The sequence below is a fragment of the Arthrobacter sp. UYCu712 genome, assembly GCF_040547005.1.
Taxonomy (GTDB): domain Bacteria; phylum Actinomycetota; class Actinomycetes; order Actinomycetales; family Micrococcaceae; genus Arthrobacter.
On record NZ_JBEPOZ010000007.1, the window covers coordinates 89,132 to 105,252 of the forward strand.

Consider the following 16,121-nt stretch of genomic DNA (forward strand, 5'->3'; position numbering starts at 1 on the left):
GGGCTGGCCACCCGGCCGGGTGCTTGCAATGATGGATGCATGGTGTGGAGGAGTATTCGATGGGCCGCGTGACGCAACGCCGCAAGGTGCACAAATTTGTCCTGGACGGCTCGCCGCAGGCCCTCGAGTTCCCGGTCCGGCACCGCGAGGACGTCCTCGCCGTGGAGGAACCGCTCGAGATCCGGCTGGGCCAGCTGTCCTATTCCGTCACGATGCGGACGCCGGGAAACGACTTTGACCTGGTTGCCGGCTTCCTCGTCTCGGAGGGCGTCATCTGGAGCCCCGAGCAGCTGGTTTCCCTCCGGTTTTGCGCCGGCGAAGACGAGGACGGGGTCCAGACGTTCAACGTTGTGGAGGCCCAGCTGCGGCCCGACGTCGTTCCTCCCGAAACCGGACGGAACATCTACACGTCCAGTTCCTGCGGAATCTGCGGCACGGATTCCATCGAGGCCGTGCACAAGTCCTCGCACTACAGCCCCGCCACGGACCCGCTCACGGTTCCCGTCGGGGTCCTGGCATCCCTGCCCGGGCTGCTGCGGGAGTCCCAGGCCGTCTTCGATGTCACCGGAGGCGTGCATGCCGCCGGGTTGTTCCGCATCGCCGACGACGGCTCCGCCGAGTTGCTGTGCCTGCGGGAGGATGTGGGCCGCCACAATGCGGTGGACAAAGTCGTCGGCTGGGCGCTCCGGGAAGGGCTGCTGCCCCTGAGCGGGACCGTGCTGCAGGTCTCGGGGAGGGCCTCCTTTGAGCTGGTGCAGAAGGCGTCGCTGGCCGGCATCCCGGTGCTCGCGGCCGTCAGCGCGCCCTCGAGCCTGGCGGTGGAGCTCGCGGAAGCCAGCGGAATGACCCTCGCCGGTTTCAGCCGCGGCAGCTCCCTCAATGTATACGCCGGCCCCGGCCGGGTGTCCGTTCCCGCGGCCGTGACTGCAGCGGCGCCCTTGGCCTGAGCGGCGCCCTTGGCCTGAGCCGCGCCCTCGGCCTGAGCCGCGCCCTCGGCCTGAGTGGCGTCTTGGCTGATGGCACTCACCCGGCGTAAGTTTTATCCATCGATTTGATGCGATCGGGCATCATTCCCACCAGGGCAAAGAGGATCACGTTGCATGACGACCGCCGTCTCACGGAAGTCCGGCTGGACCGCTTTTTGCGCGAACGCATCATCCCTGCGGTCTACCAGCGCAGTATCCCGCTTGCGCTGAGCAGCTGGGACGTTCCGGACGAGCCCGTGCCGGCCCTGGAGGCCCTCCGGCAGGACTTCGCCGCACGGGACCACGGCACGGCCTGGGGGCGGCCGTGGAGCACCATGTGGCTGCGGCTGCAGGGCGAAGTGCCGGATGGCTGGGGCACCCAGCCGGGCACCGCAGTGGAAATCGTCGTGGACCTGGGCTTCGGCGGGGACCTGCCGGGGTTCCAGTGCGAAGGCATCGCCTGGCGGCCCGACGGCACCATCATCAAGGCCATCTCCCCGCGGAACCAGTACATCCCGCTGAAGCTTCTCGGCAGCGGGATGTCCATCGATTTCTACGTCGAGGCCGCGGCGAACCCCGACCTGTCGCAGGGATGGAGCTTCGCGCCGACCCCGTATGGGGACAAGGCGACCGCGGGCAACGAGCCGAAGTACCGGCTCGGGCGGATCGTCATTGCGGAGGTCAACCAGACGGTCTGGGAGCTGCAGCAGGACATCTGGACGCTCAGCGGGCTCATGCATGAACTGCCCATGGAGCTGCCCCGCCGGCACGAGATCCTGCGCGCCCTCGAACACATGCTGGATGTGATGGATCCCGACGATATCCCGGGCACCGCCGCCGCCGGCCGTGCCGTCCTGGCCGGCGTCCTGGCCAGGCCCGCCTACGCCTCCGCGCACCAGCTGCTCGCGACCGGCCACGCGCATATCGACTCGGCATGGCTGTGGCCCGTCCGGGAAACCATCCGGAAGTGTGCCCGGACGTTCTCCAACGTGGTCGCCCTGATGGACGAGGATCCGGGTTTTGTGTTTTCCTGCTCCTCGGCCCAGCAGCTCGCCTGGATCAAGGAATACTACCCGGAGCTGTTCGGACGGATCCGGGAAAAAGTCACAGCCGGCCAGTTCGTCCCGGTGGGTGGCATGTGGGTCGAGTCGGACACCAACATGCCCGGCGGCGAAGCCATGGCCCGACAGTTCCTGGAAGGCAAAAGCTTCTTCCTGGCCGAGTTCGGCGTCGAATGCCAGGAGGCCTGGCTTCCGGACAGCTTCGGCTACTCCGCCGCCCTGCCTCAGATCGTCAAGGCTGCCGGCAGCAAGTGGTTCCTGACCCAGAAGATCTCCTGGAACCAGGTCAACCGGATGCCGCACCACAGCTTCAACTGGGAAGGGATCGACGGCACCCGGCTGTTCACGCACTTCCCGCCGGTGGATACCTACAACTCCGAGCTCAGCGGCCGCGAGCTCGCCCATGCCGAGCGCAACTACCGTGACCACGGCCGCGGCACAACATCGCTGGTGCCGTTCGGATACGGCGACGGCGGCGGCGGGCCCACCCGCGAAATGCTGGCCGCGGCGCGCCGCACGGCGGACCTTGAAGGCTCACCGCGGGTGCGGATCGGCTCGGCGGCGAGCTTCTTCACCCGGGCCCAGGCCGAATACGAGACCCTTCCCGTCTGGGTGGGGGAGATGTACCTGGAGCTTCACCGCGGGACCTACACGAGCCAGGCCAACACCAAACAGGGCAACCGTCGCAGCGAACACCTGCTGCGGGAAGCGGAGCTCTGGTGCGCCACGGCGGCCGTGCGGACCGGTCACAGCTACCCGGCGGCGGAACTCAAACGCCTGTGGCGCTTGGTCCTGCTCCAGCAGTTCCATGACATCCTGCCCGGCAGCTCCATCGCCTGGGTCCATCAGGATGCCGAACGGAACTATGCCGCCGTCGCACGGAAGCTCGACGCGATCATCACCGAGGCGGCCGGCGCGGTACTCGGCACGGGCGGACGGGACTTCCTGCTCAACGCGGCACCGCACGCCCGGAGCGGCGTCCCTGCCCTGGCAGCGGCCGAACCGTTCCGCGCGGAGCAGCAGGTGGCCGTGGCCGAAGCCGGGGGCGGCTACATCCTGGACAACGGCATCATCCGGGCCGTCATCAACCAGGGCGGGCTGCTGGCATCCCTGATGGACTATGCGAGCGGGCGGGAGGCGATTGCCCCAGGGCAGTTCGGTAACCTCCTGGAACTGCACCGGGACACGCCCAACGAATGGGACGCCTGGGACATCGATGCGTTTTACCGGCGCAACGTCGTCGCCCTGACGGCGGCGCGTTCCGTAACACTGGAGCGCGACCCCCGGGAGGAAAGCCCGGACGCCGTCGTGGTGGTGGAGAGGGAAGCCGGCTCCTCGACGGTGGTCCAGCGGATATCGCTGGCTGCCGGCGCCGATTCGCTGTCGATTTCCACAGCGGTGGACTGGCAGGAAAGCGAGAAGCTGCTCAAGCTCGGCTTCGCCCTCGACGTCCGCGCCGACCGGTCTGCCGCCGAGACCCAGTTCGGGCACGTCTTCCGTCCTACCAACGTCAACACCTCATGGGAAGCGGCCAAGTTCGAGATCTGCGCGCACCGCTGGATCCACGTGGCGGAGCCCGGGTACGGGGTGGCGGTCTCCAACGCGTCCACCTACGGCCACGACGTCACCCGGAATATCCGGCAGGACGACGGCGGGACCACCACCACGGTGCGCCTCTCGCTCCTGCGGGCGCCGAAATTCCCGGACCCCGGCGCGGACCAGGGCCGGCATGAACTCAACGTGACGATCAGGCCCGGAGCCAGCATCGCCGACGCCGTCGAGGAGGGCTACCGCACCAACCTCCCGCCCCGGATCGTGCGGGGCGCCCATGGCGTCGAGCCGCTGTTCACGGTCTTCAATCAGGGCATCGTGATTGAGGCTGTCAAGCTCGCGGAGGACGGCTCAGGCGATGTGATCGTGCGCCTCTACGAGTCGCTGGGGGAGCGGTCCACCGGACTCGTCACGGCCAACTTCGAGGCCACGGGTGTCCACACCGTCGACCTGCTGGAGCGGCCGGTGGCCGCCCCGGGGGTGACCGCAGGGCCGGATTCAGCAGAGCTGGTGCTCCGGCCGTTCCAGCTGGTGACCTTGAGGTTTGTGCGCTGAGGCGGGTGGCGGGGTCCGCCCCGCCGACGAAAAGGGCCGTTAAACAGGCTGAGTGGGAGCGGTCCGCATGGACCGCTACCACTCATCCCCCCAATGGCGCTTGGACGACTGCACCTGCCCCGCACGGCTGACTTCCGTTCACGAAGAGATCGTCGCATTCACACATTCATGATTCTCTCACGGTCTAATGATTTTGTGAATGCCTATCCGGTGTTCTTGCGTAATGTTTCGCCCGGGCTCCCCGGCGCGTGGGCAATCAGCCCGGCAAACCAGAAGAGGGCAAGGCCCAGCACGTAGCCCAAAACCGCCGAGTAGTTGACCACGTGCTGTCCCGGCAGCCAGGCGGGAGAGGCGAAAGACGCGGGGATGCTCAGGACCACCGCGACGGCACCGCCGAGCATCACGAGTGCCCCGGCCCGGACAAGCCGCGGCAGCTGGCTCCGGACGGTGGCCAGCAGCGGTGCCATGAGGATGCAGGAGACGAAAGCCGGATAGCTGCGGCCTGCGGCGGCGTAGAAGGGAGCCAGGGCGGCGTTCCGCGCGCTGCTGGTCGAGAGCCCCTGCATCCCGGAGGATGAGCCCTGCGTGTCCATCAGGAAAAAGACGGCGGTGACGGCGAAGCAGCTGATGCCGAGGGCCCAGCGCCCGGCCGGCCCCGCAATCAGGCGGTAGCCCGTGGTCGACGCGAGCCCCCTGGTTACCCGCAGACCCACCAGCAGGACGGTGGCGAAGACGAGGTGCCGCAGGATGAGATTGGTGACATTCCAGCCCCCGAGCATCCGGTCGATCGCCTCGTACGGGCCGGAGACTGCGAGGACGCTGCATAGGGTCGCCAGGAACAGGATTCCGAAAACAGTCCGGTTTCTCCCCTTCACGGCGTCCGGAAGGCGGAGCAGAAGCACTGTGCAGCACACGATTAGCGTGCCCCACTCGAGGACTGACATCATCCCGGCTTTTCCACTTCGTTCGCCTGCTCAGCTCACGGTGACAGTCAATTGAAGCCAGTCTGCGGCCTCGGCGTCCGCTTCGCCACTGTCTTCCCGAGCCAGATCAAGGCGAGGCCCAGGACGAGGCAAAGGATCGCGGTGTAGCTGAAGACGAAGCGCAGGAAACCCAGCGAAGGGGGGATCACCGGGGACAGCAGGCTCAGGGTGATCGCAATTGATCCGACGATGAGCAGGCCCGCGCTGATCCGCACGAGGCGGGGCAGGCTGCTGCTGACAGTCCGCACCATGGCCGGCAGCAGCGCGAGCGTCACGTACGCCGGGTAGAGGCGGCCGGCGGCACCGTAATATTCCACGAGGGCGGCGTTATGGGCATCTTTGGCGAAGACGGCCACCAGCCCGGCGGAGGATCCGGCCGTATCCATCATCAGAAAGACCGCCACAACCACGACGGAAGCTGCGCCCAGCACGGCGATCCCGACGGGACCGGTGATCAGCCGCAGGGCGTCGTCGGCGCCGAATCCCCGGGCGACCCTGAGCCCGAGGGCGAAGATGGCGCCGAAGATGATGAAGCGGAGGATCAGGTTGGCCAGGTTCGTACTGCCCAGGACCTGGTCGACCGCCAGGTACGGGGCATCGATGCTCAGCACGATGGCCACCGTCATAAACGCGTAGATGAAGAACACCGACCGGTTCTCACCCCGAAGCGCGCTGGGGATGCGGGCGAGCGCGACGATTCCGCAGACCGCCAGTGTGCCCCATTGCAGTACCGCAATCATCCGAGGTTCTCCCAAATCTTTTCTGTCTGTGTGTGCTCCTGCTCCTGGCGGCGGAGGGTCTTTCCCAGCGTTTGCAGGCGCTCACCAGCCAGCGCCGTGAGGTCGCCGTCCGAAAGCGCGTCCAGGGCCGATTGCTTCGCCCCGGGCGCCCAGCCGGCTTCGTCCTCAGTGATCAGGCCGGTTGCGACGAGTCCGCCCGTGAAGCCTACGCCTGCCGCGCGGGCAGTGGCGACCGCAAGCTCCGGCGACAGCCTGTTGGCGGTCAACTGCGCAGAATAATTCTGCGGTGCGACGCCGGTGGCTGCCGACACCCGGTGCCGCAACTCGCCGTCGTCGATCGCGTCCACCCAGTTCCGGACCGAGGTGGAATGCGGGGCCGGGCCGGGGTCCGGCGGCGGCGCCGGGCCTTGCCCGGCTGCCCCGGACCCGGCGGCGGCCCGGTCGATCACCGCACGCAGCAGGTCCATCGTGGCGACCTGGCTGACCAGCTCGGCGGGGGTCGGGGGCTGCGGTGTCCCAGCAAGCTCCGCGTAGTTGTCAAAAGAGGCCAGGGAAGCCAAGGGGCTCAGCCGCAAGGCCCGGCTGATGCTCACAAGGGTGGTTTCCGCCACCTTCCCCCGCACCAGCTGCTGGGCCAGGGTGGTGCGCTTGATGCCGGAGATCCTGCAGATGTCGGCCGTGCTCGCCGTCGGAGCAACACCATGGAGCCAGAGTTGAAACGCCTTGGCGGGTAATGGCATCTACGGCTTCCTGCAGACTCGGATGGACTGGCGGCAATGGATGTGCGGCTAGGTTGTGGATCTTGAGGCACTGATTTTACGGGAGGAGCTGATTCAACTATGCTAGATGCTCGAACCCGCTGGTCCGTACACCCCCCAAGTCCGGACCGGCGGGTTCTTTCATGCCCGGCGGAAATTCGGCTGCCGGGAGCGGTATTCCGGCTCCCGTTGCTACTGCGCGTTTGGGCCGCGGTGAGAGGATGGACTAATGACTGCAACCCTTGTTGCCAAGGACCTTTCCGGTGGTCACGACCACCGCACACTCTTCTCCAATCTCTGCCTGACCGTCGCCCCGGGCGACGTCATCGGCGTCGTCGGCGCCAACGGGGCGGGCAAATCAACGCTGCTCCGGCTGCTGGCCGGCGTGGACGAACCGCAGGAAGGCACCGTCAGCCTGGCCCCGGCGGACGCCTTCGTGGGCTGGCTGCCGCAGGAACACGAACGCCTCCCCGGCGAAACGGTCGGCGGGTACATCGCACGCCGGACCGGCTGTGCCCGGGCCACCCTGGAGATGGAGTCGACCGCCGAGGCGCTGGGCTCCGGCGCTCCCGGCTCCGACGACGCCTACTCCCTGGCCTTCGACCGCTGGATGGCCTGCGGCGCCGCCGACCTCGAGGACCGCATCCCGCCCGTCCTGGCGGACCTTGGCCTCGAGGTGGGGCCCGACGCCGGGATGACCGGGCTCTCCGGCGGCCAGGCGGCCCGCGTGGCGCTCGCCGCCCTGCTGCTGAGCCGCTTCGACATCGTGCTCCTGGACGAACCCACCAATGACCTGGACCTCAACGGCCTGGCCAAACTCGAGGCCTTTGTGCAGGGCCTGCGCGGCGGCGTGGTGCTGGTCTCCCACGACCGTGAATTCCTCGCCCGCTGCGTCACCACCATCGTGGAACTGGACCAGGCCCAAAACTCCGTGGCGGTCTACGACGGCGGCTACGAGGCGTACCTGGAGGAACGCGCCGTCGCCCGCCGGCACGCCCGGGAACGCTTCGAGGAGTACGCGAACACCAAGGCGGACCTCGTGTCCCGGGCCCGGACCCAGCGCGAATGGAGCTCCCAGGGCGTCCGGAACGCCATGAAGAAAAACCCGGACAATGACAAGATCCGGCGCGCGGCCAGCACCGAATCCTCGGAGAAGCAGGGCCAGAAGGTCCGGCAGATGGAATCCCGCATCGCCCGGCTCGAAGAAGTCGACGAGCCCCGCAAGGAATGGCAGTTGCAGTTCAGCATCGGCCAGGCGCCGCGCTCCAGCTCCGTCGTATCGACGCTCCGCGACGCCGTCATCCACCAGGGCGACTTCAGCCTGGGGCCGGTGAACCTGCAGTTGAACGCCGGCGAGCGGATCGGCATCACCGGGCCCAACGGTGCCGGCAAATCGACCCTCCTGCGCCTCATGCTGGGCGAGCAGCGGCCCGACTCCGGGGAGGCGTCCATGGGTGCCTCCGTGGCCGTCGGCGAGATCGACCAGGCCCGCGGGCTGCTCGACGGCACGTTGAAGCTCGGAGACGCCGTCGAAGCCGTACTTCCGGAGCTGACCCCGGCAGAGGTCCGCACTCTGCTGGCGAAATTCGGACTCAAGGCGGACCACACCTCCCGCCCGGTGGACTCGCTCTCGCCGGGAGAACGTACCCGGGCCGCCCTCGCGCTGCTGCAAGCGCGCGGCGTGAACCTGCTGGTCCTCGACGAACCCACCAACCACCTGGACCTGCCCGCGATCGAACAGCTCGAGGAAGCCCTCGACGGCTACGACGGCGCGCTGCTCCTGGTCACCCACGACCGCCGGCTGCTGGAAAACGTGCGCCTGGACGCGCGCTGGAACGTGGACAACGGCGTCGTCACCGAACTCCTGGGCCACACCGCCCCCGCATCCACCGGCGGACGGGCTGCCGCCCCGAAAGGCAACAACAAATGAGCATGGACCGGGTGGCCTGGAGCTCCCTTTACAACATCACGCGGGCCTCGAGCGGCTCCAAACCGTTCTCGAAGGAAACGATCAAGCGGGTGTTCAGCTTTGCCCGTCCGCACAAGGGCAAGCTGATCGCCTTTGTCCTGCTGTCGATCGTGATGGCCGTCCTGGCCGTGGCCACCCCGGTCCTCGCCGGCCAGGTGGTCGACGCGATCATCGCCCGCGCCGATACCGCAACGGTGGTCTGGCTGGCGGTGCTGATCGCCATCGTGGCGGTCGCGGAAGCCGGGCTGGGGCTCGTGACGCGCTGGCTGTCCTCCATCATCGGCGAGGGCGTGATCGTTGACCTGCGCACCAAGGTCTTCGACCACGTCCAGAAGATGCCGATCGCCTTCTTCACCCGCACCCGGACCGGGGCCCTGGTCAGCCGGCTGAACAACGACGTCATCGGCGCGCAGTCGGCGTTCGCCGGAACCCTGTCCGGCGTGGTCAGCAACGTGGTGGCGCTCGCCCTGACGCTGGTGGTGATGCTGGGCAAGTCCTGGCTCGTGACCGTGCTCGCGATCATCCTGCTGCCGATCTTCCTGATCCCGGCCCGCAGGATGGGCTCCAAGCTGGCCGACCTGCGCCGCGAAGCCGCGGACAACAACGCGGCCATGGGCACCCAGATGACGGAGCGGTTCTCCGCCCCGGGCGCCACCCTGGTCAAGCTCTTCGGCCGTCCGGATGAGGAGTCCCGCGAGTTCGCGCTCCGGGCCGGCCGCGTCCGGGACATCGGGGTGCGCACCGCCATGCTGCAGTTCACCTTCGTGACCGCCCTGACGCTCGTCTCGGCACTGGCCCTCGCCCTGGTCTACGGCCTCGGCGGCTGGCTGGCCCTTGAGGGGCAGCTGGCGGCCGGCGACGTCGTCGTGCTGGCACTGCTGCTCACGCGGCTCTACGCGCCGCTGACGGCGCTCTCCAATGCCCGGGTGGAGATCATGAGCGCCCTGGTCAGCTTCGAGCGGGTCTTCGAGATCCTGGACCTCAAACCGCTCATCCAGCAGAAGCCGGACGCGGTGTCCTCGCCGCCCGGCCCGCTCTCGGTCCAGTTCGACGACGTCCGGTTCGCCTATCCCTCGGCGGACAAGGTCTCACTGGCCTCGCTGGAGGACGTGTCCACGCTGGACACCCGCGGCGGCGAGGAGGTGCTGCACGGCATTAGCTTCCGGGTGGAGCCGGGCCAGACCGTGGCACTCGTGGGCTCTTCCGGTGCCGGCAAGTCCACCATCGCGCAGCTGCTCTCCCGGCTGTACGACGTCGATTCCGGCGCCGTCCGCTTCGGCGGCACCAACGGCGCGGACGTGGACGTCCGCGACCTCAGCTTCGATTCGATGCGCGAAACCCTCGGCATGGTCACGCAGGACGGGCACCTGTTCCACGAGAGCATCTCCTCCAACCTGCGCCTGGCCCGCCCGGAGGCCACCGAGGAGCAGATGTGGGACGTGCTGCGGCAGGCCCGGCTTGAAAACATGATCCGGTCCCTGCCCGATGGCCTGGACACCGTGGTGGGGGAGCGCGGCTACCGGCTCTCCGGCGGGGAACGGCAGCGCCTGACCATCGCGCGCCTGCTGATCGCCCAGCCCCGCGTCGTGATCCTCGACGAGGCCACGGCCGCCCTGGACTCCACCAACGAAGCCGCCGTGCAGGAGGCGCTCGGCGCCGCCCTCGAGGGGCGCACCGCCGTCGTGATCGCCCACCGGCTCTCCACCATCCGCGCCGCCGACGCCATCCTGGTGGTGGAGGACGGTTCCATCGTGGAGCGGGGTACCCACACCCAGTTGCTGGCTGCCGACGGCCGCTACGCGGAGCTGTACCGGACGCAGTTCGCCGAGGCGACGGCGGTTGCCGCGGAGGCTGTGCCGGAGCACTAGCCCGGGGCGCTGTCCCGGAGCCCTAGGGCCTGTCCGCGGCGAGGGCGGGCAGCACGTGGTCGGTGAGCAGCGGGGCAAGGTCGTCCGGCAGCTCGACGGCCAGGTCCAGCCACCGGATCTCCGCGATCTCGGCGGACGGATGCGCGCTCCAGACTCCGGGCGCGGTGAAGACCGTGGCCTCGATCTGGGTTGCGGCCTCGTTGGCTGCGTCCGCGAGCCAGATTCCCAGCGGCTCCAGCACTTCCGGCGCCAGCACAATCCCGACCTCTTCGGCAAGCTCCCGGGCGGCCGTCTGGGCGGCGGATTCACCGGCCTCGGGCTTGCCGCCGGGATGCATGAACTTGTCCGTGCCGCGCTTCCGGACGGTCAGGAGGCGCCCGGCGTCGTCGAAGACGCAGACGGCGGAGACCAGAATGCGGGGGTTCATACGGGCGGACCTTCCGTGCGGCGGAGGACGGATTCAATCAGCTGGTCCTTCATGGGCCCGGTGACGTCCCAGCGGTAGTGGAATTCCGCCGGCCCGACCAGAGTGTACGTCACCCGGTAGGTGTCCGGATCGCACCAGTGCTCGTCGTGGCTGCTCTGCTGCCCGAAGCCCATCCGGTGGAAGGGCCGGCCGTCGGGAAAGAACATGTCCAGGGCGTCCAGGGTGCCGGTGGGCCGCAGCAGGTAGTCCCTGCTGGCCGGTCCCGTAAAGGGTTTGCCGGTGAAGGAAGTCCACACAAGGGTGCCTTCTTCGCGGAAGTGGAGGCCGCCGTCGTCGGTCAGTGGCGTGAAGCGGACGACGCCGGTGAACGTCCCGCGGGTGCCGGTGGCCCGGTCCAGCAGGGTCCGCGTCAGGGACCAGGCGCCCAGCAGGTATCCACGCAGATCGAGTTCCGCGGCGGCGGCCGGTGCTGGCGAGTTCAAGTGCCCTCGATTGGAATCGAACCAACGACACCGGCTTTAGGAGAGCCGTGCTCTATCCACTGAGCTACGAGGGCGGGCATCCTTGCCGGCCGGCACCAAGGCCGGCCCGTCTGGACACGGATACAAGCATACAAGGTGAGGGCGCGTACTACGCTCTTGGCATGACAGCCCGCGCCGCTCCGGTTTCCCCGGACGTCCTCTACATCCCGGATACCGCGTCCACCAGGTTCTTTGCCGGGGCGCTGGCGCTGCTGAGCGTGCTGCAGTATTTCGTGGCCGAGGCTGCCGTCATCGGGGTCTGGGCCGGGCAGGACCCGTACAGCCGCCGGACCGGGTACATCAGCGACCTCGGCGCGGTGGGCTGCGGCGTTTTTGACGGCCGGGACGTGTGCTCCCCGGCGCATCTGCTGATGAATGCGTCATTCGTGGTCCAGGGGGTCGGGATGATGGTGGGGGCCTTGCTGCTGAGCTCCGCGCTGCTGTGCACTGCCGCGCGACCCGGGGCCCGGATCCTGTTGCGCCCGGGCTGGCGGTCGCCGTCGCGGAGCGCCGTGGCCGCCCGGTTTTTCAGCTTCACGGCGGGCGCGGGCACCATCATCGTCGGCCTGGTGCCCGAGGATTCCGGTTCCGGCTGGCACGGCGTCGGGGCGGTGATGTACTTCGCGGCCGGGGCCTCGGCCCTGCTCATGCTGGGCTCGCTGTGGATCAGGCAGGCGGCACTGGGCTGGTTTGTCCTGGTCTGCGGTGCGGTGTCCTTTGGCGCGCTCATCACGGCGGGGGTCACCGGCTTGGCCGTGCCGGAGCCGGGGACCCTGGAACGGCTGATGGGTTACCCCATCACCATCGGCATGGCCGCTGCCGGCCTCACGGTCGCCCAACGGGTCCGGAGCGAGCTCAGTAGGCGGAGGAGCCTTACTCGGCAAGGTCATATTCGTCCTGCCGGATGACGAACAGGCGGCCTTGGGGTGTCCTATGTCTCATTAGGGTCTGGGCTTGCATTATCATAAGGGCACTCACTGGAATGTTCCGGTGCCTCATGCGCAAGCTGTCTCGAGCGCATGCCGATTTGCCGACTTTGTAGTCTATGGGGACGAATGTTTGATCAGCTAGTCTCGCCGTACCGTGCTGCAGCGACTGCCTTCCGGGGCCAATGCCGGGGGACTGCAGTCAAATGACGGTTGACACCCTCGCCGCGCCCGACGAGCGGCTCCCCGACGGCGCCACAGCTTCCCCCTCCGCTGCCACGGCCGTGATCACCGGTGCGACGGCGTCGGTCCCTGATTCGGAGGAGCCGGCCGCCGGCGCGGGCGCACCGATCGGTGTTCACCAGCTCGACGGCGGGATCATCCAGGTCACGCTGCCGCCCAACGAAGAGATCGCAGGGGCCGAGGCTCGGATTGCCGGCGCGACGGTCCGTGCGCTCGCCGACGGCCGTCGCGTACCCGTGCTGCTCGTCATCACGGGCGTGGTCGGGGTCAGTATCGAGGCCCGGCACGTGTACGCCTCCTCCATTGCTGCTTCAGCCTTCGCCCTGGTCGGCGAAAGCCCCGTTGACCGCGTCATTGCCCACTATCTGCTGCGGTCGAAGACCGAGACGATTCCGGCGCAATTTTTCACCTCCGAAGCCGAGGCCGCCGAGTGGTTAGGGCAATACACGAGTGAAGACTGATCCTCCGGACCCCAGGCTGCACGCCCTTGTGGAGGGCATTGTCCGGATTGCCGGCGGCGACCTGAGCACCCGGATCCCGCACTCGGGTGCGCGGGACGACGTCGCCGCCGTCATTGCCGGGATCAACCTGATGGCTGATGACCTGCAGACGATCTACCAGGAGCTTGAGGAGCGCGTTGAAAGCCGCACGGCGATGCTCCGTGCGGCCCAGGTTGAACTGGAGCGCATGGCGCTGACGGACCCGCTGACGCAGCTGGCCAACAGGACCGCCCTCAACTCGGTTCTGAGTCACGCCCTCGCGGAGACTTCCCGGGGGGAGATGCCTCCGGCGCTGCTGATCCTCGATCTCGATTCGTTCAAGGGCATCAATGACACGCTCGGACACAGCGCCGGGGATGACGTCCTCCGCGTGATCGCCCGCCGGCTCCAGGAATCGGTCCGCGAGACCGACACAGTTGCGCGCCTCGGCGGCGACGAGTTCGCCGTCATGCTGCCCAAATCCAACCTGGTCCGGGCCAGGCGGGTGGCGAACAGGATCCTGAAGGCGCTCAACGAGAGCCTGGACATCGGGGACCTGCGGATCACCTGCGGCACGAGCATCGGCCTCCGGGTTGCCGAGCCGGGGCAGTCCGTGGACGACCTGGTCATGGAGGCCGATACGGCCATGTACGCGGCCAAGGCCCAGCCGCACAGCAGCATCAAGGTGTTCGAACCGGCACTGCTGTATGCCCGCAGGCTCCAGAGCGTGATGATCACCGAAATGCGTGAAGCCATCCGCCAGGACCAGCTCACCCTGCACTACCAGCCGGTGGTGGAACTCGCGACCGGCAGGATCGAGGGCGTCGAGGCACTGGTGCGGTGGAACCATCCGGAGCGCGGGCTGCTTATGCCCGATTCCTTCATCCCGCTGGCCGAAGAGACCGGCATGATTGTGGACCTGGGCCACTGGGTCCTGCAGAACGCTGTACGTCAGCTGCGCGTCTGGCAGCGGGACCTGAACGTGGACGCGGCATTCAACGTCCGGGTCAACATCTCGACTACCGAGCTGCAAAACCTGGACCTGATCGAACACGTCCGCGACATCCTTGGCGAAACGGGGGTGGACGCCGCCAATCTCATCGTGGAGCTGACCGAATCGATGGCCATCAACGGCGGCGACGTGGACAAATACTCCCTCAGCGGGTTGCGCCGGCTCGGCGTCCAGCTCGAAATCGATGACTTTGGCACCGGCTATTCCTCCATCAGCTACCTGCGGAAGCTGCCGGTCAACGTGGTCAAGATCGACAAGAGTTTGATCGACGGGCTGGGCTCGGACGAGGAGCAGAGCACCTTTGTCGAGGCGGTGCTGCACCTCATCCACGCGTGCGGGCTCAAGGCCGTCGCCGAGGGGATCGAGACGGCGGAGCAGGCGGCCGAACTGGTCCGGCTGGGCTGCACGAGCGGCCAGGGCTACTACTTCGGCAGGCCCGCCCCGGCGTCGGAGATCGCAGGATTGATCAGCCTAAGCGAATAGCCGGGCGAAGCAACCCGTGACTCTGCCAAATCTGATTTGAGGGTTTTATGCAACAAATGGCGGGCATCGGAAGTCGCCTTCCGGTGCCCGCCATTGCTGTTATTGCTCCGTTAGTTCTTCGGAGTGGAGTTCGGCCACCAGTTAACGGCCTGGACGGAACCCTGTCCGGCATTTTCGCCGGAAGCCGAGATTGCCGAAGTCGCGGAAAGACCTGCGACTGCCAGCGCACCGGCGATTAGGAGTGTTGCAAGGGATTTCTTCATGAAGGGCTCCTGATACGTAAGAGGCTGATGAGACTCATGTGATGCGATTTCAGTATAAGGGCATTGGACACGCCGTGAAGGAATAATCTCCGCGGCATCATCAAAATTATGTTAGTCGCGCGAAGCTGATCGATTCCTGCGAGAAAACTGCGCGGCTCCTGCTTTGTGGCGTGTCCGGATCTGCTTCCGCGGTAACGGATACTGGAGTCATGCCATTGCACTCCGTTTCGCCGTTATACGCCGCCGCTGAATTGCAGGCATACGAGCACCGGACCAACCATAACTTCGTTAAAGCAGCCGGCAGCGCCCAAGAGGCCGCAGAAATAGCCCGTAGTGAAGGCGATATGGATGCCTGGTGGAACATGACTTTCGTCCAAGCCGAGAATCTCCTGGACGCGGAGGAATTCGAGACCTGCGCAGCACTCGCCTCGGGCTTGGTTGGCGGCCCCCACGCGACGACGGAACCGCATGCCAAGGCGCGAACCTACATCCTGGTGGCCAAGGCCTGGCAGGGTGCTGGCTTGCTGGAACAGGCGGCGGACGCGGCCAGGGCTGCTGTGGAACTTGCGTCAGATGACGATGTCGAAACCAATGTCAAGGCCCGCCAGGCACTGATCGCCACTCTGGCGGATAGTGGAAGGCTGGATGATGCCTGGGCTGAATGTCTTGACTTGGCCGAGGCGGTTTCTGCCGAAGTCGACGACCAGCTGATCGGCAAGGTCTACTGGGTCATCGGGAACGTCGCATTCCTCTGCAGCAAGGTGCAGGAGGGTCTCGAATATCACGAGCTCGCGGCGTCGACCTTTTCCCCGGCAAGGAACCTCGATGTCTGGGCAAAGTTCAACAAAGCATCTGCAGCCATGCGGCTCGCGGCGGACGTCGCAGACGCCGACACCCTGCGCTGCATCGAACGGGCGGAGCTGGCCACGGACGTCATCGGCGGAAGCGCAAACGACTACCTGCTGATGAAGCTGAACCGCGCCCACTGGAACTTCTTGGCCGGTGAAGCCAGCGCCGCTATCGAACTGCTGGATCAGATTTGTGCGGACCCGGACAAGCCTTCACCCCAAATCCTCGGCGAGGCATGCCTTCTGCTGGGTCGGGCACATTCTGCGATTGGCAACCCCGACGCGGCCAGGGAGAACCTGCTTCGGGCAGTGGACCATTTCGAGGCTTCAGGTGCGCAGCAGCGCGCGGATCAGGTAAGGGAGTACCTGGCAGTCGAAGCGTGAGCCCGGCTGGTTGATTTTGAGCCCTTGTCTCCTTCGCTCCCCGCGTTGGACATGCCCTCCGGATTCCGCGACGGATGGACTCAGT

Annotated in this window: 14 protein-coding genes and 1 tRNA gene; 8 read left to right on the top strand and 7 right to left on the bottom strand. The window is 67.0% G+C overall.

From position 1 onward, the window contains the following. Window positions 1–59: 59 nt before the first annotated feature. Window positions 60–947, top strand: a complete 888-nt coding sequence (gene fdhD, locus ABIB51_RS09270) for a formate dehydrogenase accessory sulfurtransferase FdhD (protein WP_354187652.1) — start codon at window positions 60–62, stop codon at window positions 945–947. 149 nt (window positions 948–1,096) lie between these two features. Further along, window positions 1,097–4,132 (top strand): alpha-mannosidase, encoded by a 3,036-nt coding sequence (locus ABIB51_RS09275; protein ID WP_354187653.1) that lies wholly within the window; start codon window positions 1,097–1,099, stop codon window positions 4,130–4,132. Window positions 4,133–4,335: 203 nt separating this feature from the next. Here the strand turns inward: ABIB51_RS09275 and ABIB51_RS09280 are convergent, their stop codons facing one another. The 3 genes from ABIB51_RS09280 to ABIB51_RS09290 are packed head-to-tail and all read right to left on the bottom strand — an operon-like array spanning window position 4,336 to window position 6,595. Continuing rightward, on the bottom strand, window positions 4,336–5,079 hold the full coding sequence (locus ABIB51_RS09280; RefSeq protein ID WP_354187654.1) for a hypothetical protein: 744 nt from the start codon (window positions 5,077–5,079) through the stop codon (window positions 4,336–4,338). Between the two features lie 44 nt (window positions 5,080–5,123). Beyond that, window positions 5,124–5,855 (bottom strand): hypothetical protein, encoded by a 732-nt coding sequence (locus ABIB51_RS09285; protein ID WP_354187655.1) that lies wholly within the window; start codon window positions 5,853–5,855, stop codon window positions 5,124–5,126. Then, window positions 5,852–6,595, bottom strand: coding sequence for a hypothetical protein (locus ABIB51_RS09290; protein WP_354187656.1), 744 nt, complete (start codon window positions 6,593–6,595; stop codon window positions 5,852–5,854). The genes ABIB51_RS09285 and ABIB51_RS09290 overlap by 4 nt, the downstream gene beginning before the upstream one ends. Before the next feature lie 247 nt (window positions 6,596–6,842). On the opposite strand from ABIB51_RS09290, the gene ABIB51_RS09295 reads away from it, so the two are divergent. Together ABIB51_RS09295 and ABIB51_RS09300 are read left to right on the top strand one after the other, a co-directional pair. Continuing rightward, window positions 6,843–8,543 carry an ABC-F family ATP-binding cassette domain-containing protein gene (locus ABIB51_RS09295; RefSeq protein ID WP_354187657.1) on the top strand — a complete coding sequence of 567 codons (1,701 nt, stop codon included), beginning with the start codon at window positions 6,843–6,845 and terminating at the stop codon, window positions 8,541–8,543. Further along, window positions 8,540–10,450 carry an ABC transporter ATP-binding protein gene (locus ABIB51_RS09300; RefSeq protein WP_354187658.1) on the top strand — a complete coding sequence of 637 codons (1,911 nt, stop codon included), beginning with the start codon at window positions 8,540–8,542 and terminating at the stop codon, window positions 10,448–10,450. Before ABIB51_RS09295 ends, ABIB51_RS09300 begins: the two co-directional genes overlap by 4 nt. Before the next feature lie 22 nt (window positions 10,451–10,472). Here the strand turns inward: ABIB51_RS09300 and ABIB51_RS09305 are convergent, their stop codons facing one another. The 3 genes from ABIB51_RS09305 to ABIB51_RS09315 form a co-directional block, all read right to left on the bottom strand. After that, window positions 10,473–10,877: an NUDIX hydrolase gene (locus tag ABIB51_RS09305; protein ID WP_354187659.1), complete on the bottom strand. Its 405-nt coding sequence runs from the start codon at window positions 10,875–10,877 to the stop codon at window positions 10,473–10,475. After that, complete coding sequence (locus tag ABIB51_RS09310) at window positions 10,874–11,359, bottom strand: DUF6314 family protein (protein ID WP_354187660.1); 486 nt, start codon at window positions 11,357–11,359, stop codon at window positions 10,874–10,876. The genes ABIB51_RS09305 and ABIB51_RS09310 overlap by 4 nt, the downstream gene beginning before the upstream one ends. Window position 11,360: 1 nt before the next feature. Beyond that, window positions 11,361–11,433: transfer RNA gene (locus ABIB51_RS09315), tRNA-Arg, on the bottom strand. Between the two features lie 87 nt (window positions 11,434–11,520). Between ABIB51_RS09315 and ABIB51_RS09320 the strand changes: the two genes are divergently transcribed. The 3 genes from ABIB51_RS09320 to ABIB51_RS09330 all read left to right on the top strand — a co-directional run bounded on the left by ABIB51_RS09320 (window position 11,521) and on the right by ABIB51_RS09330 (window position 14,541). After that, entirely contained in the window at window positions 11,521–12,306 is a 786-nt protein-coding gene (locus ABIB51_RS09320) for a DUF998 domain-containing protein (protein WP_354187661.1), read from the top strand. A 224-nt stretch (window positions 12,307–12,530) separates the two neighbouring features. Then, entirely contained in the window at window positions 12,531–13,028 is a 498-nt protein-coding gene (locus tag ABIB51_RS09325; protein ID WP_354187662.1) for a DUF7793 family protein, read from the top strand. Further along, window positions 13,018–14,541, top strand: coding sequence for a putative bifunctional diguanylate cyclase/phosphodiesterase (locus ABIB51_RS09330; RefSeq protein ID WP_354187663.1), 1,524 nt, complete (start codon window positions 13,018–13,020; stop codon window positions 14,539–14,541). The genes ABIB51_RS09325 and ABIB51_RS09330 overlap by 11 nt, the downstream gene beginning before the upstream one ends. Before the next feature lie 110 nt (window positions 14,542–14,651). On the opposite strand, the gene ABIB51_RS09335 is transcribed toward ABIB51_RS09330, so the two are convergent. Further along, entirely contained in the window at window positions 14,652–14,804 is a 153-nt protein-coding gene (locus ABIB51_RS09335; protein ID WP_354187664.1) for a hypothetical protein, read from the bottom strand. 209 nt (window positions 14,805–15,013) lie between these two features. Between ABIB51_RS09335 and ABIB51_RS09340 the strand changes: the two genes are divergently transcribed. Then, entirely contained in the window at window positions 15,014–16,036 is a 1,023-nt protein-coding gene (locus ABIB51_RS09340) for a hypothetical protein (protein ID WP_354187665.1), read from the top strand. Window positions 16,037–16,121 lie beyond the last annotated feature (85 nt).

Excerpts from the sequence above, each read along its gene's own strand:
- ABIB51_RS09335 (WP_354187664.1), bottom strand. The coding sequence starts at position 14,804 with ATGAAGAAATCCCTTGCAACACTCCTAATCGCCGGTGCGCTGGCAGTC.
- ABIB51_RS09320 (WP_354187661.1), top strand. The coding sequence starts at position 11,521 with ATGACAGCCCGCGCCGCTCCGGTTTCCCCGGACGTCCTCTACATCCCG.
- ABIB51_RS09305 (WP_354187659.1), bottom strand. The coding sequence starts at position 10,877 with ATGAACCCCCGCATTCTGGTCTCCGCCGTCTGCGTCTTCGACGACGCC.
- fdhD (WP_354187652.1), top strand. The coding sequence starts at position 60 with ATGGGCCGCGTGACGCAACGCCGCAAGGTGCACAAATTTGTCCTGGAC.
- ABIB51_RS09290 (WP_354187656.1), bottom strand. The coding sequence starts at position 6,595 with ATGCCATTACCCGCCAAGGCGTTTCAACTCTGGCTCCATGGTGTTGCT.
- ABIB51_RS09285 (WP_354187655.1), bottom strand. The coding sequence starts at position 5,855 with ATGATTGCGGTACTGCAATGGGGCACACTGGCGGTCTGCGGAATCGTC.
- ABIB51_RS09340 (WP_354187665.1), top strand. The coding sequence starts at position 15,014 with ATGCCATTGCACTCCGTTTCGCCGTTATACGCCGCCGCTGAATTGCAG.
- ABIB51_RS09325 (WP_354187662.1), top strand. The coding sequence starts at position 12,531 with ATGACGGTTGACACCCTCGCCGCGCCCGACGAGCGGCTCCCCGACGGC.
- ABIB51_RS09280 (WP_354187654.1), bottom strand. The coding sequence starts at position 5,079 with ATGATGTCAGTCCTCGAGTGGGGCACGCTAATCGTGTGCTGCACAGTG.
- ABIB51_RS09300 (WP_354187658.1), top strand. The coding sequence starts at position 8,540 with ATGAGCATGGACCGGGTGGCCTGGAGCTCCCTTTACAACATCACGCGG.
- ABIB51_RS09295 (WP_354187657.1), top strand. The coding sequence starts at position 6,843 with ATGACTGCAACCCTTGTTGCCAAGGACCTTTCCGGTGGTCACGACCAC.